The 18,444-nt window shown below is 44.9% G+C and carries 17 protein-coding genes and 5 tRNA genes; 16 read left to right on the forward strand and 6 right to left on the reverse strand.

Going from position 1 to position 18,444, the window contains the following annotated elements; all coding sequences use genetic code 11:
- Position 1: 1 nt before the first annotated feature.
- Positions 2-664 (reverse strand): polysaccharide deacetylase family protein, encoded by a 663-nt coding sequence (locus HDC33_RS12930; protein WP_179392993.1) that lies wholly within the window; start codon positions 662-664, stop codon positions 2-4.
- A gap of 192 nt (positions 665-856) precedes the next feature.
- On the opposite strand from HDC33_RS12930, the gene HDC33_RS12935 reads away from it, so the two are divergent.
- The 12 genes from HDC33_RS12935 to glmM all read left to right on the forward strand — a co-directional run bounded on the left by HDC33_RS12935 (position 857) and on the right by glmM (position 9,733).
- Positions 857-931: transfer RNA gene (locus HDC33_RS12935), tRNA-Asn, on the forward strand.
- 4 nt (positions 932-935) lie between these two features.
- Positions 936-1,011, forward strand: a tRNA-Thr gene (locus HDC33_RS12940).
- Between the two features lie 14 nt (positions 1,012-1,025).
- Positions 1,026-1,097 (forward strand) — tRNA-Glu (locus HDC33_RS12945).
- An 82-nt stretch (positions 1,098-1,179) separates the two neighbouring features.
- Positions 1,180-1,263, forward strand: a tRNA-Tyr gene (locus HDC33_RS12950).
- A 134-nt stretch (positions 1,264-1,397) separates the two neighbouring features.
- A tRNA-Gln gene (locus HDC33_RS12955) sits at positions 1,398-1,472 on the forward strand.
- 262 nt (positions 1,473-1,734) lie between these two features.
- Entirely contained in the window at positions 1,735-3,435 is a 1,701-nt protein-coding gene (locus HDC33_RS12960) for a bifunctional diguanylate cyclase/phosphodiesterase (protein WP_179392994.1), read from the forward strand.
- 94 nt (positions 3,436-3,529) lie between these two features.
- Entirely contained in the window at positions 3,530-4,435 is a 906-nt protein-coding gene (rocF, locus tag HDC33_RS12965; protein ID WP_179392995.1) for an arginase, read from the forward strand.
- Positions 4,436-4,867: 432 nt separating this feature from the next.
- The gene (gene sigW, locus HDC33_RS12970) at positions 4,868-5,431 is read left to right on the forward strand and encodes an RNA polymerase sigma factor SigW (RefSeq protein WP_179392996.1); all 564 of its coding nucleotides are present in this window, start codon (positions 4,868-4,870) and stop codon (positions 5,429-5,431) included.
- A gap of 12 nt (positions 5,432-5,443) precedes the next feature.
- On the forward strand, positions 5,444-6,076 hold the full coding sequence (locus HDC33_RS12975; protein WP_179392997.1) for an anti-sigma factor family protein: 633 nt from the start codon (positions 5,444-5,446) through the stop codon (positions 6,074-6,076).
- A gap of 131 nt (positions 6,077-6,207) precedes the next feature.
- A complete protein-coding gene (gene cdaA / locus HDC33_RS12980; RefSeq protein ID WP_179392998.1) occupies positions 6,208-7,044 on the forward strand; it encodes a diadenylate cyclase CdaA in 837 nt (278 codons plus the stop codon).
- Positions 7,037-8,344 (forward strand): CdaR family protein, encoded by a 1,308-nt coding sequence (locus HDC33_RS12985; protein WP_179392999.1) that lies wholly within the window; start codon positions 7,037-7,039, stop codon positions 8,342-8,344. Before cdaA ends, HDC33_RS12985 begins: the two co-directional genes overlap by 8 nt.
- A 39-nt stretch (positions 8,345-8,383) precedes the next feature.
- Positions 8,384-9,733 (forward strand): phosphoglucosamine mutase, encoded by a 1,350-nt coding sequence (gene glmM, locus HDC33_RS12990; protein ID WP_179393000.1) that lies wholly within the window; start codon positions 8,384-8,386, stop codon positions 9,731-9,733.
- Positions 9,734-9,875: 142 nt separating this feature from the next.
- Here the strand turns inward: glmM and pstB are convergent, their stop codons facing one another.
- From pstB to HDC33_RS13015, 5 genes are all read right to left on the reverse strand, one after another.
- On the reverse strand, positions 9,876-10,649 hold the full coding sequence (pstB, locus tag HDC33_RS12995) for a phosphate ABC transporter ATP-binding protein PstB (RefSeq protein ID WP_255457429.1): 774 nt from the start codon (positions 10,647-10,649) through the stop codon (positions 9,876-9,878).
- A 61-nt stretch (positions 10,650-10,710) separates the two neighbouring features.
- The gene (gene pstA, locus HDC33_RS13000; protein ID WP_179393002.1) at positions 10,711-11,583 is read right to left on the reverse strand and encodes a phosphate ABC transporter permease PstA; all 873 of its coding nucleotides are present in this window, start codon (positions 11,581-11,583) and stop codon (positions 10,711-10,713) included.
- Between the two features lies 1 nt (position 11,584).
- Positions 11,585-12,523, reverse strand: coding sequence for a phosphate ABC transporter permease subunit PstC (gene pstC / locus HDC33_RS13005; protein ID WP_179393003.1), 939 nt, complete (start codon positions 12,521-12,523; stop codon positions 11,585-11,587).
- Between the two features lie 141 nt (positions 12,524-12,664).
- Positions 12,665-13,597, reverse strand: a complete 933-nt coding sequence (locus tag HDC33_RS13010) for a PstS family phosphate ABC transporter substrate-binding protein (protein ID WP_179393004.1) — start codon at positions 13,595-13,597, stop codon at positions 12,665-12,667.
- A gap of 229 nt (positions 13,598-13,826) precedes the next feature.
- Complete coding sequence (locus HDC33_RS13015) at positions 13,827-14,267, reverse strand: YtoQ family protein (protein ID WP_179393005.1); 441 nt, start codon at positions 14,265-14,267, stop codon at positions 13,827-13,829.
- A 108-nt stretch (positions 14,268-14,375) separates the two neighbouring features.
- Between HDC33_RS13015 and HDC33_RS13020 the strand changes: the two genes are divergently transcribed.
- The 4 genes from HDC33_RS13020 (at position 14,376) to HDC33_RS13035 (ending at position 18,442) form a co-directional block, all read left to right on the forward strand.
- Complete coding sequence (locus HDC33_RS13020; protein ID WP_179393006.1) at positions 14,376-15,971, forward strand: amidohydrolase; 1,596 nt, start codon at positions 14,376-14,378, stop codon at positions 15,969-15,971.
- 236 nt (positions 15,972-16,207) lie between these two features.
- Entirely contained in the window at positions 16,208-16,813 is a 606-nt protein-coding gene (locus HDC33_RS13025) for a class I SAM-dependent methyltransferase (protein WP_179393007.1), read from the forward strand.
- A 3-nt stretch (positions 16,814-16,816) separates the two neighbouring features.
- Positions 16,817-17,008, forward strand: coding sequence for a YwbE family protein (locus HDC33_RS13030; protein WP_179393008.1), 192 nt, complete (start codon positions 16,817-16,819; stop codon positions 17,006-17,008).
- A 276-nt stretch (positions 17,009-17,284) separates the two neighbouring features.
- The gene (locus HDC33_RS13035) at positions 17,285-18,442 is read left to right on the forward strand and encodes a PstS family phosphate ABC transporter substrate-binding protein (protein ID WP_370457477.1); all 1,158 of its coding nucleotides are present in this window, start codon (positions 17,285-17,287) and stop codon (positions 18,440-18,442) included.
- Positions 18,443-18,444 lie beyond the last annotated feature (2 nt).

Genomic DNA, 18,444 nt, shown 5'->3' on the forward strand with positions numbered 1-18,444 from the left:
GTCATTCAGGAATTTTTTTAATATTGGCCTTCGTACCAAATAACATAGCTTCTACTGATATGAACGTTCGGGACTCATTTAACTTTTTCAATTCAGCGAGTGCAATATGATCTCCACGGTGGTGGGGAATAGAGAGGATTTCCCCTTTAGTAACGGGCGGGAGAGTGCCGCCTTTCCAGACTGTAGAAGAGCCAAGTGCATTAATTTCCGCTTCCCAGAGCATACTATGCAAAGCGCGAGGGAAAATCTCGTCAACCGTGCGGAACCAAAGAGGTTTAAATCCAAAAGTTTTTTCAAATTGTTCAAGTTGCTTCATGAATAAAGATATATTTTGATCATATGCCATTCCTTCACTACCTAGAAGTCCAACTGGAATATTCTTCTCTTTGATGAGTTCCACTGTTTCGGGAAAGCGTTCAGCCCATTTTGTATCCACAAAAATGAGCGGATACGGTTTGCTTAATTCCTGAATCCATTGTTCCACTTCGGTATCCCCGAATGAAATATTAACGGTCAGTGCCGAGCCGCTCGCACCACGTACAATTACAGCAGGCTCCTCCGTCACACGAAACACTGAGACAAGTGACATCTGTTTAGGCAAAGAGGGAAGGATCAAGAAAAGCGCACAGCAAATAACGACGGTAATAAAGTACTTGTTTCGCATATGTTGTCCCCTTTTTACACAATCTACTGTACTTTATGAAATAAAGTTGACCAATATGCAAAACATGTGATACTATATAAAAGTTGCTTGCCGAGACAAATTAAATATATTTAAAAAAGGTCTTGAAAAAGATTTTTCTTTTGTTATAATGGAGTTTGTCGTGAAGAGCAATTACAAATGAATAACTTTTATTCCGCAGTAGCTCAGTGGTAGAGCAATCGGCTGTTAACCGATCGGTCGTAGGTTCGAGTCCTACCTGCGGAGCCATAATGCTTCCATAGCTCAGTAGGTAGAGTGCTTCCATGGTAAGGAAGAGGTCGTCGGTTCGATCCCGGCTGGAAGCTCCAGAGACAGTTAATGAGGCCCCTTGGTCAAGCGGTTAAGACACCGCCCTTTCACGGCGGTATCACGGGTTCGAATCCCGTAGGGGTCATTAAAACTTTTTCAATGCGAAGTGTTAAAAAAGTTTACCTTGAAGTTTAAGGTGTTTGAATTAGTTCTATATTATTCAATATGGTGGGGTAGCGAAGTGGCTAAACGCGGCGGACTGTAAATCCGCTCCTTCGGGTTCGGCAGTTCGAATCTGCCCCCCACCACCAGTATTTTTTCAACGCAAAGCGTTGAAAATAATATTCCTTAATACCAATGTATAGCGTTGAAAAAAGCATTCCTTAAAAAATCGATACGATAAGTATTCCTTATGAAAAGCTAAAGTCAAAAACATTCCTATTATTGGGGTATAGCCAAGCGGTAAGGCAACGGACTTTGACTCCGTTATTCGTTGGTTCGAATCCAGCTACCCCAGCCATTTTTTGCTTTACCAAACCATGTGAATAACAAATAGTTTTATTAACCCTTTTTGCGGAAGCGAGAAGGGTTTTTTTCTGTCTTCAATCAAGCGCAATATAGCTCATATTTGGTTATTTATTGTACACTATATATGCAAGTATGACTTATTTAATCGTAACCTCTATATAAGCCGATGCGTATTAGAAGGAAATCTATACTTCAACATTTATACATAAAATGTTCTATAGAAGAGAAGTGATTGTATGCAGGAAGATACTAAAATGATAGATGATTTAATCCGTCTTGATAGCGGTCATAGTCCAGAAAAAGTGCTGAAGGATATCGCTTATGCGCTGGGCCAGTCAGCTATCGTAGCCATCACGGATCGGACGGGGAAAATAGTGTATGTCAACAAACTGTTTACAAAAATAGCTCAGTACAGCATGGATGAGCTTGTTGGAGCCGACCATCGTATTATAAATTCGGGTTATCATCCACCGAGTTTTTTCAAGGATATGTGGCGGACGATAGGCCGTGGTGGAAAATGGCGGGGGGAAGTTTGTAATAAAGCGAAAGATGGCACTTATTATTGGGTGGATACAACAATCGTTCCATTTTTGAATGAAAAAGGGAGACCGTATCAATACATTTCGATTCGTTATGATATCACTGCAAGCAAAGAGTCCGAACGGATGATTCGGGACCTGGCTTATAATGATCAATTGACAAAATTGCCGAATCGGACCTCTTTCCGTAAAGTTTTGCATGAAGAAATAGCGCAGGCGGAAAAGAAAGGTGCAAAACTTGCTTTTGTTTATCTCAATATTGATCGGCTTCGTTATGTGAATGATTCGCTTGGACATGAAGCGGGCGACTATATTTTATCTGTCGTTTCAAAAAGGCTGAAGCGGGTTCTGTCAGAAAAACATGTTATCGGAAGGCTTTCGGGCGATGAATTCGGAATTATTTTAAAAGGTATCCGAAAGGCTGAAGATGCAGAACGATTGACGCAAGAAATTCAACAATTTCTAAAGGAGCCGATTGCAGTGATGGGGCAGTCTCAGACACTCTCGCTGAGTTGTGGTATCGCCCTTTATCCCGAACATGCGAAAAAACCTTCCGAGTTGACGATGAAGGCGGAAAAAGCGCTTTCCGTTGCCAAGGAGCATGGGGGCGGTGGATACGAAGTGTATCAGCACGGCACGGCCTCCAAGACATTGGAGCGGATTTTGATGGAGAATGAGCTACGGAAAAGCGTCCATCTCGGGGAGTTCCATCTTGATTACCAGCCCAAGATGAACTTTAAGACGGGAAAATTGGCGGGCGTGGAAGCGCTGGTTCGCTGGAATCATCCCGACCTTGGTCGGATTCCGCCAGATAAATTCATTCCGGTGGCGGAAGAAACCAAGCTTATCGCTCCGCTAGGAGAATGGGTTTTGCGCGAGGCTTGCACGCAGGCAAGGAAATGGCAGGATAGCGGGTATGGGCCGTTCCGGGTCGCCGTCAACATGTCAGCTATCCAATTGGAAGAGCCGACAATCCTGGATACGATTAAAAATATTCTTGATGAAACAGGCGTTACAACGGATTTGATTGAAATAGAATTGACTGAAAGTGCATTTGCAGACAGGGAAGGAATGCAGGAGAAGATTTGTGAAATAAGAGCGCTTGGTATTATGGTTTCCATTGATGATTTCGGAACGGGTTACAGTACGTTCAGCTATATCAAAGAACTGCAGGCGGATACAGTTAAAATCGACATGTCTTTTGTACGGGATATCCATCTGAATGAAGACAGCCGGGCAATCGTCAAAGCGATAGTGATGTTGGCGGATACGGTAGGTCTGAACGTCATCGCTGAAGGCGTGGAGTACGAAGAGCAAGTCGAAATACTGAAGGAATTGGGTTGCCGTGAAGGTCAAGGGTATTATTATAGTAAACCGATGTCCTCGAATGATTTCGAAAAATTCATGGGAAAATGAAGAATGACGAATAAATATTCAGAAACTTGTCGAGTTGAGCCAAGCCCTCTCTTAGACTTACAATGGAAACATAGAGAAGGGGAGGTAGTTTCGTATGGAGCAACTAAAAATTTCAATTATTGGCGTGCCGCTCGACTTTGGGCAAAGTCGCCGTGGGGTGGATATGGGACCGAGCGCGATTCGCTATGCAGGCGCAGTAGGAAGAATGGAATCAATCGGCCACCAGGTAACGGACGAAGGAGATATTCAGGTCAGTGTTGTTGAACAAAAAAAACATAGCGAAGCAAATTTGAAGAATTTGGATGAAGTCGTCCAAGCGACTGCCGATCTTGCTAAAAAAGTGGCTGACGTTGTAGAAGCAGGGAGATTTCCGCTTGTTTTAGGAGGGGATCATAGTATTGCAATCGGAACGCTAGCGGGTCTCTCTGAAAAGTATAAAAACCTAGGTGTCATTTGGTACGATGCGCATACAGATTTCAATACCGCTGAAATATCGCCATCCGGTAATATTCACGGGATGCCACTTGCTGTCAGTGTCGGCCTCGGTCACGAAAGCCTTGTCGATATACATAACGAAGGACGGAAGGTCAAACCTGAAAATATTGTAGTCATCGGTGCGCGCTCCGTCGATCCGGAAGAGCGGAAATTGGTCATGGAACAAGGCATTAAAGTGTTCACAATGCATGAAATTGACCGGTTTGGCATGACAGCGGTCATGGAAGAGGCTATCGCTTACTTGCGTTCAAGGGAAGTTGACGGTGTTCATTTATCTTTGGATCTCGATGGGCTCGATCCGCTATACACGCCGGGAGTAGGAACGCCGGTGCATGGTGGGATCAGTTACCGGGAAAGTCACTTGGCAATGGAAATGCTGGAGGACTCGAGAATGATAACTTCCGCTGAATTCGTTGAAGTGAATCCAATTCTGGATGAAAAAAATAAAACAGCGGATGTCGCAGTAGGGTTAATGGGCTCACTGTTCGGTGAAAAACTACTTTAATCACATTTTGAAAGCCTGTCCTCGTAACTTGGAGGCCACCGAGAAATTTACGTTGTAAACTCTGTAAGTAAATCTGAATTTAAAAAGGCGGCATTTCGTTTGATTCTGAACGAAACGTCGCCTTTCCTACTTTATAATCTTCTCTCTGATTCCCCTAAAAGAATCCTAATTCATTATTTCCAATAAAAACCAGCAGGGGTATCACCAAGTGCCAAAGCATGTATTATGGGATATCCATATTCCTTTCCTAAGTGATGGACTTTTAAGTGAACCTTGAAATTAGGAAAGGATTTTCCGACTTTTACAATTTACAATTTAATGGGGAAATGATTAGCAATCTCTGGTAAAATAAAATTAATGAAAAAAATGAAACCTGTCGACACCTTCAAACGTATAGAAGGGACAGCCGCATAGAGCGGAGGGTGAAATACTGTGGATGATGTGATCAATAAACGAATTAACGAAGTCCTGAAAGGCGATCAGAATGCATTTGAAGAAATAGTGACCTTATTTCAGCATCGCCTATATCAAGTGTGCTACAGAATGCTCGGAAATGCACAAGAATCAGAGGATATCGCACAGGAAGCATTTGTCCGTGCCTATATAAATATCCATACGTTTGATCAAAAGCGGAAGTTTTCAACTTGGCTTTTTCGAATTGCGACAAATTTATGCATCGACCGCATCCGGAAAAAGAAACCGGACTATTATTTGGATGCAAATGTGCCGGGTACAGATGGTTTGAACATGTACTCGCAAATTGCTGCATCCGGTGAACTGCCGGAAGAAGAAGTTGAAAGAATGGAAATGCAGGAACGCATCCATTATGAAATTGGCAGGCTTCCAGAAAAATATCGTTCCGTCATCATTCTACGGTATATCGAGGAATTGCCGTTGCAGGAAATCGGTGACATTTTAGAATTACCTCTCGGGACCGTAAAGACCCGTGTCCATAGGGGACGGGAAGCTCTTCGGAAACAGATTGGTAATATGTAGGAGGGAAGTAGCATGAATACGTGTCCGGAACAAATCGTTCACTTAATGCACGCGTATTTAGACGGTGATATAAGCCGGGATGAAGAGAGGGAATTGAAAGCACATTTGGAAAGTTGCCCGGAATGCAAGGAAATCATGAATGGGTTAACCGAGTCCATTGCATTTATAGGAAGTGCAACACCGATAAAAGCGCCGGAGAACTTTGTCGATAGTGTGATGACACGTCTTCCAAAAGAGAAATCCCAAGCGAATGCTCAGCGATGGCTCCGCAGGCATCCGCTATTTGCGGCTGCCGCCATGTTTTTAATCTTAATGAGTGCATCGCTTTTTTCCAGCTACGGGAATGACCAGCAATTTTCAGTGACGAAACAACCGAATTTGATTGTTGAAGGTCAAACCGTACTGGTCCCGGCAGGAGAGACGATTAAGGGGGACATTGTCGTTAAAAACGGCACGCTCCGAATCGATGGGGAAGTGGACGGCGATGTTACAGTCATCAGGGGTTCCAAGTATATGGCCTCTACAGCAATCGTGACAGGCACAAGCGAGGAAATCGACGAAGTATTCGATTGGCTGTGGTACAAAATGAAACAGACGGTGAAAGACATCTTTCCGTCTTCAAATGATGACAAGTTGGACGAATAGTAAACAAGGCGACCGGTACCGACCACTTCGAGCGGTCGCGGTCGCCTTTTCATTTTTCAAGAAAGGACAGCACAATGCTGTTATGCTATACTGTACGCATAAGAAACTGTTTATGAAGGTAGGCGAAGCACATGCCCATATGGCAAGATTTAATTGATTTCAGTCCAGTCGCCGCACTTATTAATATCGTGGATGTGCTTCTCGTCTGGTTTGTTTTTTATAAACTGATTACAATCATAAAAGGAACGAAAGCAGTTCAACTGTTAAAAGGAATATTTGTGATTGTCATCGTTCGGATTCTGACAGACATCTTTGGTCTAGACACGCTTAGGTTCCTGATGGATCAAGTGTTGCCATTCGGATTTCTGGCAATCATTATCATCTTTCAGCCGGAACTCAGACGTGCACTCGAACAACTGGGGAGAGGGCGTCTATTTGCTCGGACCAATATGCAGGAAGAGGAAGAACGGGAACGGCTCATTGATGCAATCATGAAGTCGGTCAGTTATATGGCGAAACGACGAATTGGTGCACTGATTTCCATTGAAAGAGAAACTGGGCTGAGTGAATACATTGAAACAGGTACTCATATGGATTCAACAATTACATCGGAGCTACTCATCAACGTATTCATCCCAAACACGCCGCTTCATGATGGTGCGGTCATTATCCAACGTAACCGCATTGCAGCTGCGGGCTGTTATTTGCCACTGTCTGAAAGTCCCTTCATCTCCAAGGAACTGGGTACCCGGCATCGGGCCGCTCTTGGAATCAGTGAAGTGACGGATGCGGTGACGATTATCGTGTCGGAAGAAACCGGGGCAGTGAGTATTACCGCAAATGGGGACATCGATCGGAATCTTGACATGCAGGAATTTGAGGCAAGGTTAAGAAGGGTCTGGTTCGGTTCAGCGACTGATAGAAAGGATTCTTCCATCTGGAATTGGAGGGGGAGAAAAAATGGATAAGTTTATGGATAGCCCATGGTTTCTTCGTTCCACAGCCTTACTTCTAGCCCTCATCCTTTTCTTCTCCGTGCAGGCGGAGGAAAAGTCCAACGGCAAAGCTGTCGGTGATGCGATGGATATCATTCGTGACATCCCGGTGCAGGTGTATTACGACAATGAGAACTTGGTCGTGACTGGAGTTCCGGAAACGGTCAATATGACAATCGAGGGGCCGGCAAACATCGTCCAGACGACGAAATTGGTGAAAGACTTTACATTGCGGGTGGACTTATCAAGTTTGCCGATGGGCAAGCATTCCGTGCGGATCCAACATGAAAATATTTCTGACAAGCTGGAAGTACGGCTTGATCCCGCGACAATTAACGTAGTTATTGAGGAGAAGATAACACAGTCATTCCGAGTTGACCCCGAATTGAATGAGCGGTTGCTTGCTGATGGCTTCTTCTTAGAAAAAATAGATGTGGTTCCGGCTACAATCGAAGTGACAGGCGCAAAAAGTGTCATTGAATCAATCAGTTTCGTAAAGGCCTCGGTGACAGGGGAAAAAGAGCTCAACAAATCATTTGAACAACAGACAAGGGTACGTGTACTGGACAGGGATTTGACGAAGCTGAACGTGACGATTGTCCCTGAACAAGTGAACGTCAAAGTTGAGATTGCTGAATATAATAAAGAAGTGCCTGTCGTTCTTAACATCCACGGCGCTCCCGCCGAGGGAATCACCGTTGAGTCCGTTGCAGCTGATGAAAAAACGATCAGGTTATTCGGTCCGCGTAAAGTAGTAGATCAGTTCAAGGAATTTAAGGTCGATGTAGATATGTCCGACGTGAAGAAGCCTGGAACGATGGAAGTGGAATTGAAAAAGCCCAAGGGAGTTTCAGCGATGTCTCTGAATAAAATCAAAGTGAAGGTGGCTGCGACAACAACGGATTCCGATTTAGAAGTGTTCGCTCCGGATGAATCGGATAATCCGGAAAGTCCGGATACTTCAGAGAAACCGGCTGAAACCGTAAAAGTTGTAACGAAAGAATTTAAAAATGTCCCCATTACTGTCAGAGGCCTTGATGAAAAATTCAAGAGTTCATTCCGCAAACCGGTTAACGGTTTTGTGGTACTGACCGTCACGGCAGAACAAAAAGTAATCGATACATTGAACAACTCAGATTTCACCGTCTACATCGACGCATCCGAAACGGTGGATGCAGGGGAACAGGTCCTCCCCGTCATAGTGGAAGGACCACCTGATGTACAATGGGAAATTTCCGATAAAGAAGTAACGATGCAAATTGAACTTGCCTGATATTCGACTGAATGGACAGGATTGAAAAGGAGAATGAAAATGATGAAGTATTTCGGGACAGATGGTGTCCGTGGTATTGCAAATGAGGAATTGACACCGGAACTCGCATTTAGATTAGGTAGAATCGGAGGCCATGTGCTGACGAAAGGGACGGAAGGCAAGTCGCAAGTGCTTGTAGGCAGGGATACGCGTATCTCTGGCCATATGCTTGAAAATGCCTTGATAGCGGGTCTTTTATCCACCGGAGTTGAAGTGATGACGCTTGGAATCATCAGCACCCCTGGCGTCGCTTACTTGACGCGTGTCATGAACGCCCAGGCCGGCGTGATGATTTCGGCTTCACATAATCCTGTCGAAGACAATGGCATCAAGTTCTTTGGAGCGGATGGCTATAAACTGACGGATGAGCAAGAAGAGGAAATCGAGCAGCTGTTAAACGAGCAGGAAGACACGTTGCCACGCCCGACTGGAGCATCAGTCGGTTCTATTACTGAGTACTTTGAAGGCGGCCATAAATATATCCAATACTTAAAACAGACAGTCGATGAGGAATTCACGGGCATTCATGTTGTGCTCGATTGCGCACACGGCGCGACATCGACACTTGCGACACATTTGTTTGCTGACCTTGACGCGGATCTAACGACAATGGGAGCTTCGCCGAATGGCTTGAATATCAATGACTGCGTCGGATCCACTCACCCTGAAGAATTGGGTAAACTGGTTGTTGAAAAGGGTGCCCATATCGGATTGGCATTTGATGGCGATGGGGATCGTCTTATCGCTGTCGACGAACATGGGGAAGTAGTTGATGGTGACCAGATTATGTTCATCATCGCCCGTCATCTGCACGAGGAAGGCCGCTTGAAATCAGGAACGATTGTCTCAACGATAATGAGTAATCTAGGTTTTTATAAGGCACTTTCAGAATACGGTATGAAGAGCGTCCAGACAGCTGTCGGTGATCGATATGTAGTTGAAGAGATGAGAAGAGGAAATTATAATCTTGGCGGCGAACAATCCGGCCATATTATTTTCCACGACTACAACACGACAGGTGATGGACTCCTCACAGGGCTTCAGCTTGTAAATATTATGAAAATCACTGGTCGTAAGCTGTCTGAGCTTGCGGCGGAAATGAGAATTTATCCACAAAAACTGGTCAATGTTCGTGTGACGGATAAAAATGCAGTGACGGATAATACACGCGTTGCCGAAGTAATAGCAGATGTAGAAAAGGAATTGGCTGGAAATGGTCGTGTCCTTGTCCGTCCATCGGGCACTGAGCCGCTTGTCCGCGTCATGGTGGAAGCACCGAACGAAGAAGATTGCGTGCGCCTTGTCAATCGGATTGTCGCTGTCGTGCAAGAAGAGATGGGAACTGATTAATATACTGAAACATTGACCGAAGATGCCATTGCTGGCGGTATCTTCGGTCTTTCTTTTTGCCTGCAAATAAAAAATATCCGCAAGATAGTGGAAAAGACACTAACTTGGGATACCTTTATGAACCGCCATAATTATGAAGCTATCAACCAAAACGACCATTGATATAATCATCGGTGCGTTCGTCTGTCGGTGTACTGAACAATGTGGAGGTTCGGTCGCATTCAACGATTTCACCATTTAAGAAAAACGCAGTACGATCGGAGATACGTGAAGCTTGTTGCATGTTGTGCGTGACGATGGCAATTGTGACGTCGTTTTTAATACTGCGAATCAGTTCTTCGACTTTATGTGTAGAGACAGGGTCAAGTGCTGACGTCGGTTCATCCATTAGAATCACTTCCGGGTCGACTGCAAGACAGCGTGCAATACACAGCCGCTGTTGCTGTCCGCCAGAAAGCCCATATGCGCTTTTGTGGAGGCGGTCTTTCACTTCATCCCACAGAGCTGCTTTCCGTAAGCTGTCTTCTACAATTATGTCGAGTATCGCTTTGTTGCGGACGCCATGTATTTTCGGGCCGAATGCAACGTTTTCATAAATTGACTTTGGAAAAGGATTTGGCTTTTGGAAGACCATGCCGACTTTTGAACGAAGCAGTTCAACAGGCATCGACTTCCCTAGAATGTTGTTTCCCATGAAAGTGACGTTGCCGGAAATGGTGACACCGCCTACCGTTTCAACCATACGGTTCAATGTTTTTAAATAAGTTGATTTCCCGCAGCCGGAAGGGCCGATGATGGCTGTTACTTCTTTTTCATTAATGGAAAGGTCAATGTTTTTAAGGGCATGTGCCGTACCGTACCAAAGATTTAGACCGTTCGTTTCGTAAACAGGTTTTTGCCAGTTTTCATTTTTCATCACGCGAAATTGAGTCTCTTTGTCATTTCGAACGAGTGTAGTTGTCATAATAATCCTCCTATCAATTTTTAAGCTTTTTTTCTGAACGATTTCTGAAATAGATGGCGAATGCATTCATCGTGACGAGCATGATGAGCAGAACAATAATACCTGCCGAGGCTGCATCCGCAAATGCAGGCTGCGGGCGTTTTGCCCAGTCGTAAATTTGCATCGGGAGAGCGGTAAAAGTGCTGAGTGGTCCGGTCGGAAGGAATTGAACGATAACCGGAATACCCAGGACGATCAACGGTGCTGTTTCACCGATGGCACGGGAAAATGATAGAATGCTTCCTGTCAAAATAGACCCGATTGCTGAAGGCAAGATCACATGTAGAATCGTTTGCCATTTTGTCGCCCCCATGCCGTATGATGCTTCCCTGAGTGCATCGGGGACTGAACGAATCGCTTCTTGTGAGGCGACGATGATGATGGGCAATATAAGAAGACTCATCGTTAGTCCAGCGGCGAGAATACTGTTGCCGAGTGACATTGCACGGACGAACACTGTAAGTCCGAGAAGACCAAAGACAACAGATGGAACGCCGGCAAGGTTACTGATATTCATTTCGATAAAAGCCGTCCATTTATTTTTTGGTGCATATTCTTCAAGGTAAATGGCAGAGCAGAGGCCGATGAACATGGACACCGGGATAACGACGGCCATGAGAGCCAACGTACCTACAAGCGCTGCTTTCAAACCGGCTTTTTCAGGAAAACGTGAGCCGAAGTTTGTGAAAAATGATAGGTTCAAACGATCGACGCCGTCTGCGCCAATTCCGTAAAAGAGGAAAGCGATAACAGCTACCAAAATCGCTGCGGCAGAGCCAAACAGCCATTTCATCGCAGAATCCTTTGCAATTCGTCTGCTAATTTTTGCTTGGAGGTTGTGATCCATCTTAATATTCCTCCCTGAATTTCGTCTTAATGTATAAAGCGGCCCGGTTCATAAGGAACGTGAATAGGAATAGCATGAAGCCGACAGCATAAATCGAGTAGTAAATTGTTGTACCGTACCCTGCGTCGCCTGTTGCGACTTGGACGATATACGAAGTCATCGTCTGAATGGAACCGGTCAAATCCAAGTTGAAAGCTGGCGTTGAACCGGCGGCGAGTGAAACAATCATCGTTTCTCCAATGGCTCGTGATGTTGCAAGAATAATGGAGGCGGCAATTCCAGATGTTGCTGCAGGGACGACGACTCTGATAGCTGTTTCAAACTTTGTTGAACCAAGTGCATATGAGCCGTCACGGAATGAAGCGGGAACAGACGATAACGCATCTTCCGATAGAGAAACAATCATCGGCAAAATCATAATGCCGACAACAATTCCAGCACTCAGTGCGTTGAATAATTTCAATTGAGGAATGATTGTCTGTAATAAAGGTGTGACAAACGTCAAAGCGAAAAATCCGTATACAATGGTTGGAATACCGGCAAGCAACTCAATAATCGGCTTGACGATTTTTTTTACTTTTGGTGATGCATATTCACTTAAGAAAATCGCGCAGGCAAGTCCGGCTGGTACGCCGATCAGAATTGCAATCAGTGCAATTTTTAATGTGCCGATAAGAAGGGGAAGCACGCCAAATGATGGATCCGCATTAGAGAACGGTGCCCATTCTGTACCGAACACAAAGTCCGAAATGTTGATATGCGTGAAAAAAGTAAATGTCTCTTTCAGCAATGTATAGACAATGCCGAATGTGGCAAGCACAGTCAGGCTCGTGACAGCGAGTAAGAGATACGGAACGAGTTTTCCGAACCGCTCCTTCTTTTTCGCAGCGGCGATAATGTCGCGTGTGCGTGCTTTTTCACTTGGTTGTATCGAAGACAAAAGATGGACCTCCTTATAGGTAGTGTTGTGTAGGTGCGGTGGTGCGTTGTTAAGTTAGGCGAAAACGTTGGATAGTTATCAGGTTGATAGATAATGGCTGCCTAATGAAAAGGCAGCCTGGATATTCATGAAACGATTATTTTACTTCACGGCTTTCAATTGCTCGCGTGCAGCGTCGTAGTCAGCAGCAGGAAGTCGTACATAGCCGACCGCATCCGCCATGTCAGCCGAATTGTCGATTACATATTCCATGAAGTTACGCACTTCTTCTTTTTCTTTTAGTGCCGCATTACTGACGTAAACGTACAGCGGGCGTGAGAACGGTGTGTATTCGCCGGACTCTATTGTTTCAGCATTCGGTTGAACACCATCAATCAATACTGCATTCAGAGCGTCTTTGTTTGATTCATAATACGCAAAACCGAAAAACCCGATTGCGTTTTTGTCGCCTTTAATGCCTGTTACAAGGACGTTGTCATCTTCTGAAAGTGTTGCGGATTTAACAAGATCAGCATCTTCTAATACAACTTCATTAAAGTAGTCGTATGTTCCAGAATCCGTGCCTGGTGAATAGAAAACGATCTCTTCGTCAGGCCAGCTTGGATTGATATCGGACCATTTTTTCGTTGTTCCGTCTTCCGTCCACATTTTCGTAAGGTCTTCAACCGTTAGTGAGTCGACCCAGTCATTCTCTTTATTTACTACGATTGTCAAGCCATCATTTGCAATTTTAAGTTCTGTATAGTCAACGCCTGCTTCTTCAAGCTTTGCTTTTTCTTCATCTTTAATTGGACGGGATGCATTTGAAAAGTCTGTTGAACCGGCGATGAATTTCTCGAAACCGCCGCCTGTACCTGAGACACCTACAGAGACTTTAACGTCTTTTTCGGCTTGTGCATATTCTTCGACAATCGCTTCCATGATTGGTGCAACTGTAGACGATCCATCGCCTGCCACATTACCGCTCAATCCTTCACTCGTTTTAGCTGAAGTATTGCCATCCGCTCCACCGCAAGCAGCAAGGAAAATCGAGCATGCAAGTCCGAGTGTTGCAAGTATCTTCGTATTTTTCATCTGTTGTTATCCCCCTAAAGTGTTTTTGACTACAATCCATATGATAAAGGGGAATTGTTGAGGGCATATGAAGGAATCGTTAAGGTTTTGTAAATGGGTTTGAGGGATATGGTCGGTCCGTGGGGGGTATATGATCGGTGTACAAGCCTAAACGGTCGCTCTTCTCTTGAAAAAGAAAAAAGGCATGCCCGATGGATAATCAGGGCAGCCCGGTATAATGGTTTACAGTTCATTCAAAAATATAATGTAATGCCTTCACAGCCTGGTCGACGGATTCGACGGTGGCGTGTGCTTTGCGTGACAGTTCTTTCAGCGCGTGGTGATGCTCTTCCTTGCGAATGAGGATGAGCGGTTTGCCGAATGCGACGGCGGCACTCGCGTCCATCGCGGTGTTCCACTGCTTATACTTTTCTCCGAATAAGGCGATGACAAGATCGGCGTTCTTCATTAGAATCTCCGTGCGTAAATTATTGAAGCTCGATGCTGCGGCGTCTTTAAAAATCGCATCCGGCTGTTTTCCAAGAATTTCTTCTCCTATATTGTCCGAACGATCATGATCTTCCATAGGGCCCACGAAATCGATCGGTAAATTGAGCGCCGCTACTTTCAGCTTCACTTCCTCGCGCCATGAACTGTGAATCTCTCCTGCAAGGTAAACGGTTAATCTCATACTGTATCCCTCCTAATCATTACCTATTATTGTAGCATTCATTTCCAATATGTTGCTCGTTGATGACCGAAAGTTTAGAATATAGCTATAGAGATAGGGGGAATTGGGATGACAACACTTTGGCATAACGGTTTGATGTATACAATGGAGCAAGAAGGCGGTCAAGTCGAAGCACTTCTTACGGAAAACGGCAAGATTATTGCAATCGGAACGTATGAGGAGTTAAAAGAACAAGCAGCTAAAGAAATCAATTTAGAAGGTTCCGTTCTGTACCCGGGGTTCATCGACAGTCATATGCATATGATCGGGCATGGTGAAAAATTGCTTAGTCTTGACTTGTCGAATGCATCTTCCGCCGATGAAATGATGGACATGCTATTAGCGGCTTATCCTGATTTGAAGCCGGATGAGTGGTTCATTGGGGAAGGTTGGAATGAAAACAATTTTACCGATAAAAAAATCCTTACGCGACAAGAACTCGATAAGGTGACGGCATCACCTATGATTCTAAAGCGGACATGCAGGCATGCAGCTCTCGCGAATTCAAAAGCGCTGGAGCTTGCCGGTATTTCGAAAAGTACACCAGATCCTCAAGACGGTGTCATTATGCGCGACGCTGACGGTGAACCGACGGGCTACTTGAAAGAAGGTGCACAGGAGATGGTGCTGGCCCTTATTCCAAAACCGACGGAACAAACGTTGACGCGGGCCTTGCGAAAATCAGTCGAAAATCTGCTTTCACTCGGACTCACGGGGGCGGTGACGGATGATCTCGGCTATTACGGCGACTACACGAATCCGCTTCAGGCATTTAAAAACGTCATCGGTGAACAGAAAAAGTTTCGCGCACATCTGTTGCGACGGTCGACTGTTTTCAAACAACTGATAGAAGAGAAGGCCACATACAATGAACCTTGGATTGAGCCCGGTGAGATGAAGTTCTTCATTGACGGGGCGCTTGGCGGCAAAACGGCTCTGTTGAGTAAACCGTATGCGGATACGCCGGAAACGTCAGGTATGGTCGTCGTTTCAGACGAGGAAATCGATGCGCTGGTGGCACTTGCACGAAAGCATCGGGAAGCGATTGCGGTCCATGTTATAGGGGATGCGGCCGTTGAAAAAGCGCTTGATGCAATTGAAAAGCATCCGGTACCTGAAGGGAAGCGTGACCGGCTTATCCATGTCAATGTATTGCGTGAAGATCTCGTCGAGCGGATGGCAAAGTTGCCGGTCATTCTTGATATACAGCCTGTGTTTGTATCATCCGATTTCCCATGGGTCATGGATCGTTTAGGCGAGAACCGCCTTGACTGGGCCTATGCGTGGAAAAAACTGCTTGACCAAGGTTTCATTTGCGGTGGCGGTTCGGATGCGCCGATCGAAGAAGTCGATCCATTGCTAGGCATCTATGCGGCAGCGACGCGTCGGAAGCCTGGTGAAACCCATAAAGGCTATTTGCCAGATGAAAAGCTGAGCCGCTTTGAAGCGGTCGGACTCTTTACGACGGGGAGTGCGGGCACAATCGGGAAAGCGGATGTCCGTGGCAAGCTAGCAGTTGGATTCGACGCGGATTTCACTGTGCTCGACAAGGATTTATTCCAAGTTGAAGATGAAGAGATACTGCATGCGAATGTTGTGATGACCGTCGTTAGTGGAGAAGTGATGTTTGAAGGGGGAATTTTATCAATCCCAGGAGTCTCCTAATTCATTAAGAGAGAAGGATTGGAGGTAGCTAGAAGTTGGAGCTGCAAGCGACCATAAATCGGTTCCAACCGATCATAACCGTCTATCGACCGGTCATATATGCATCCAGACCGACTATATCCAGCTTCAACAGACCATATCGTATCGATGACCGACCAAATACGTTGTTCTACCGATCATAACGCTTTTGAAAATATGGTAAGCTAGAAACAATATAGTAAAAGGGAGACTGACGGATGACTAACAGTTGGAATGACCGATTTTCAGTAAAAGAATATGTCTATGGCAAAGAACCGAATGGATTTCTTGTGGAGGCGGCACAAAAACTGCCGAAGGGGAAAGTGCTATGTATCGCAGAAGGCGAAGGGCGCAACTCGGTCTACCTGGCATCACTCGGCTTCGATGTGACGGCGTGGGATTATGCGCCTGCAGGACTGGAGAAGACAAAACAGTTGGCGGATGAAAAAGGTGTCGTTGTAAAAACGGAACTTCAAGACTTGGCGGATGTTATGTGGGTAGAAGAGCAATGGGATGCCATCGTCCACATCTTTGGCCATTTCCCGAATAACGTTATGGACCGCACTTTAGCAGGGATAAAAAAAGCGTTGAAACCAGGCGGCTATTATATAAGCGAATTGTATACGAAAGAACAGATCCACTACGGAACAGGCGGCCCGCGAAATGAAGAAATGCTTTGTGATCCCGTGAAAATGCTCGAACATTTCGACGGGTATTTCGTCAAACACTTCCATATAGGGGAAGTGAATCGAGTGGAAGGTCAGCTGCATACAGGCACCGCACACGTCGTACAAAGTTTGTTTCAAAAAAGAGAGGAAGAATAATTTATGAATGGACAAAATCGTGCAGATGTAACACCTGGATTAAAAGTGGCAGTCATCTTGAAAAAAGATCAGCGGGCGGGAGTGAAGACAGAAGGGGTCGTTAAAGACTTACTGACGAACTCAAGCTTCCATCCACACGGCATAAAGGTTCGCTTAGAGGATGGACAGGTCGGACGGGTTTGTGAAATTCTGTAATGTAAAGAAGTGAAACATGAAGAACAGTCATTACCATTTTGCCATAGCCTAACAAGGTTATGGTTTTTTTAGAGATTCAGTTGGTTGTGACCGCTGCTAAAACAATCATGTTAATTCAAACAATCGTGTTTGTTTGAATTAACATGATTGACTTGGTGACTGTCACCACCGTTTTATGTGAAGAGATATGTATGATTGGAGAAAACAGTAAAGGGCTCCTTTGAAGTGCGATATACTAACATGTTTCAATACCTAGGGGGAATTGGCTTGAAAATTGTGAAGATGATCACAATAATCCTGACGATTATTGTGATGGCGATTATATTGGCGTTGCCATTGGCTTTTATATCTGTATTATTCATAACGCCGAATATGTATTATATAGTACCGTTGTTTATTGCAATCTACGTGATACTGGTTGTTCTGATAATTTTCAAAACGCTAGGTTGGACGAAATACAAGAGCGGAAAAAAATCCTTTTATGGCGTCACGGCAATGATAATCGCCGTCGCGTTGTCTTTCACGGCTTCTGGTATGTATAAACAGAACTTGGACAGCTTGGAGGACACAGAAGTGGACCTGCACCAATATATGCCGTTTGCACCCGAAACGAAAACAGTGAAACTGGAAGAGCCAGTGACTTGGAAACTTGAATCCAATTTGCCTGTTATTGACGGGGCGACCGCACTTTATCCAATGTATGCCGGATTCGCACAGGCTGTCTATCCCGAGAAGGAATACAACTTATACAGCAGTAAAGTGATGTCAAATATGACAAACATAGCTTATGAAAACCTTATCAATGGACAAGTCGATATGATTTTTGTGGCGGGTCCTTCAGCCAAACAAATTGAGGCCGCGGAACAGGCAGGCAAAGAATTAAAGCTGACGCCAATCGGTAAAGAAGCATTCGTTTTCTTTGTAAACTCGAAAAACCCCGTAAAGAGTTTGACTATAAATGAAATCAAAGGGGTTTATTCCGGAGATATCACAAACTGGAAAGACGTCGGAGGAAAGAGGAACGCGATTCGTGCTTTCCAGCGTCCACAAGACAGCGGCAGTCAGACTGCACTTCAAAAGTTAATGGGTGACGAGCCAATCATGGATCCTCCTAAAGAAAACGTGATTGATCTTATGGGAGGCATTATTGGCCAAGTTTCAGCCTATACAAATTACAATAACGCTATAGGATTTACATTCAGGTATTATTCCACCGAAATGGTCAGGAACGAGAAAATCCGATTGCTTCAAGTAAACGGAGTTGAACCGACAGCAGAATCAATCCGATCGGGGGACTATCCGATTACGGCTGAGATATACGCAGTTACCGCTGGAAGTGAAAACCCACATATCGAGGAATTCATCGATTGGATTTTATCTGATCAAGGACAGGAAATCATTGAGAAGACGGGGTATGTTTCAATTGGGAAATGAGG

It is taken from the genome of Sporosarcina sp. JAI121 (genome assembly GCF_013408665.1).
In the GTDB taxonomy this organism is placed as follows: domain Bacteria; phylum Bacillota; class Bacilli; order Bacillales_A; family Planococcaceae; genus Sporosarcina.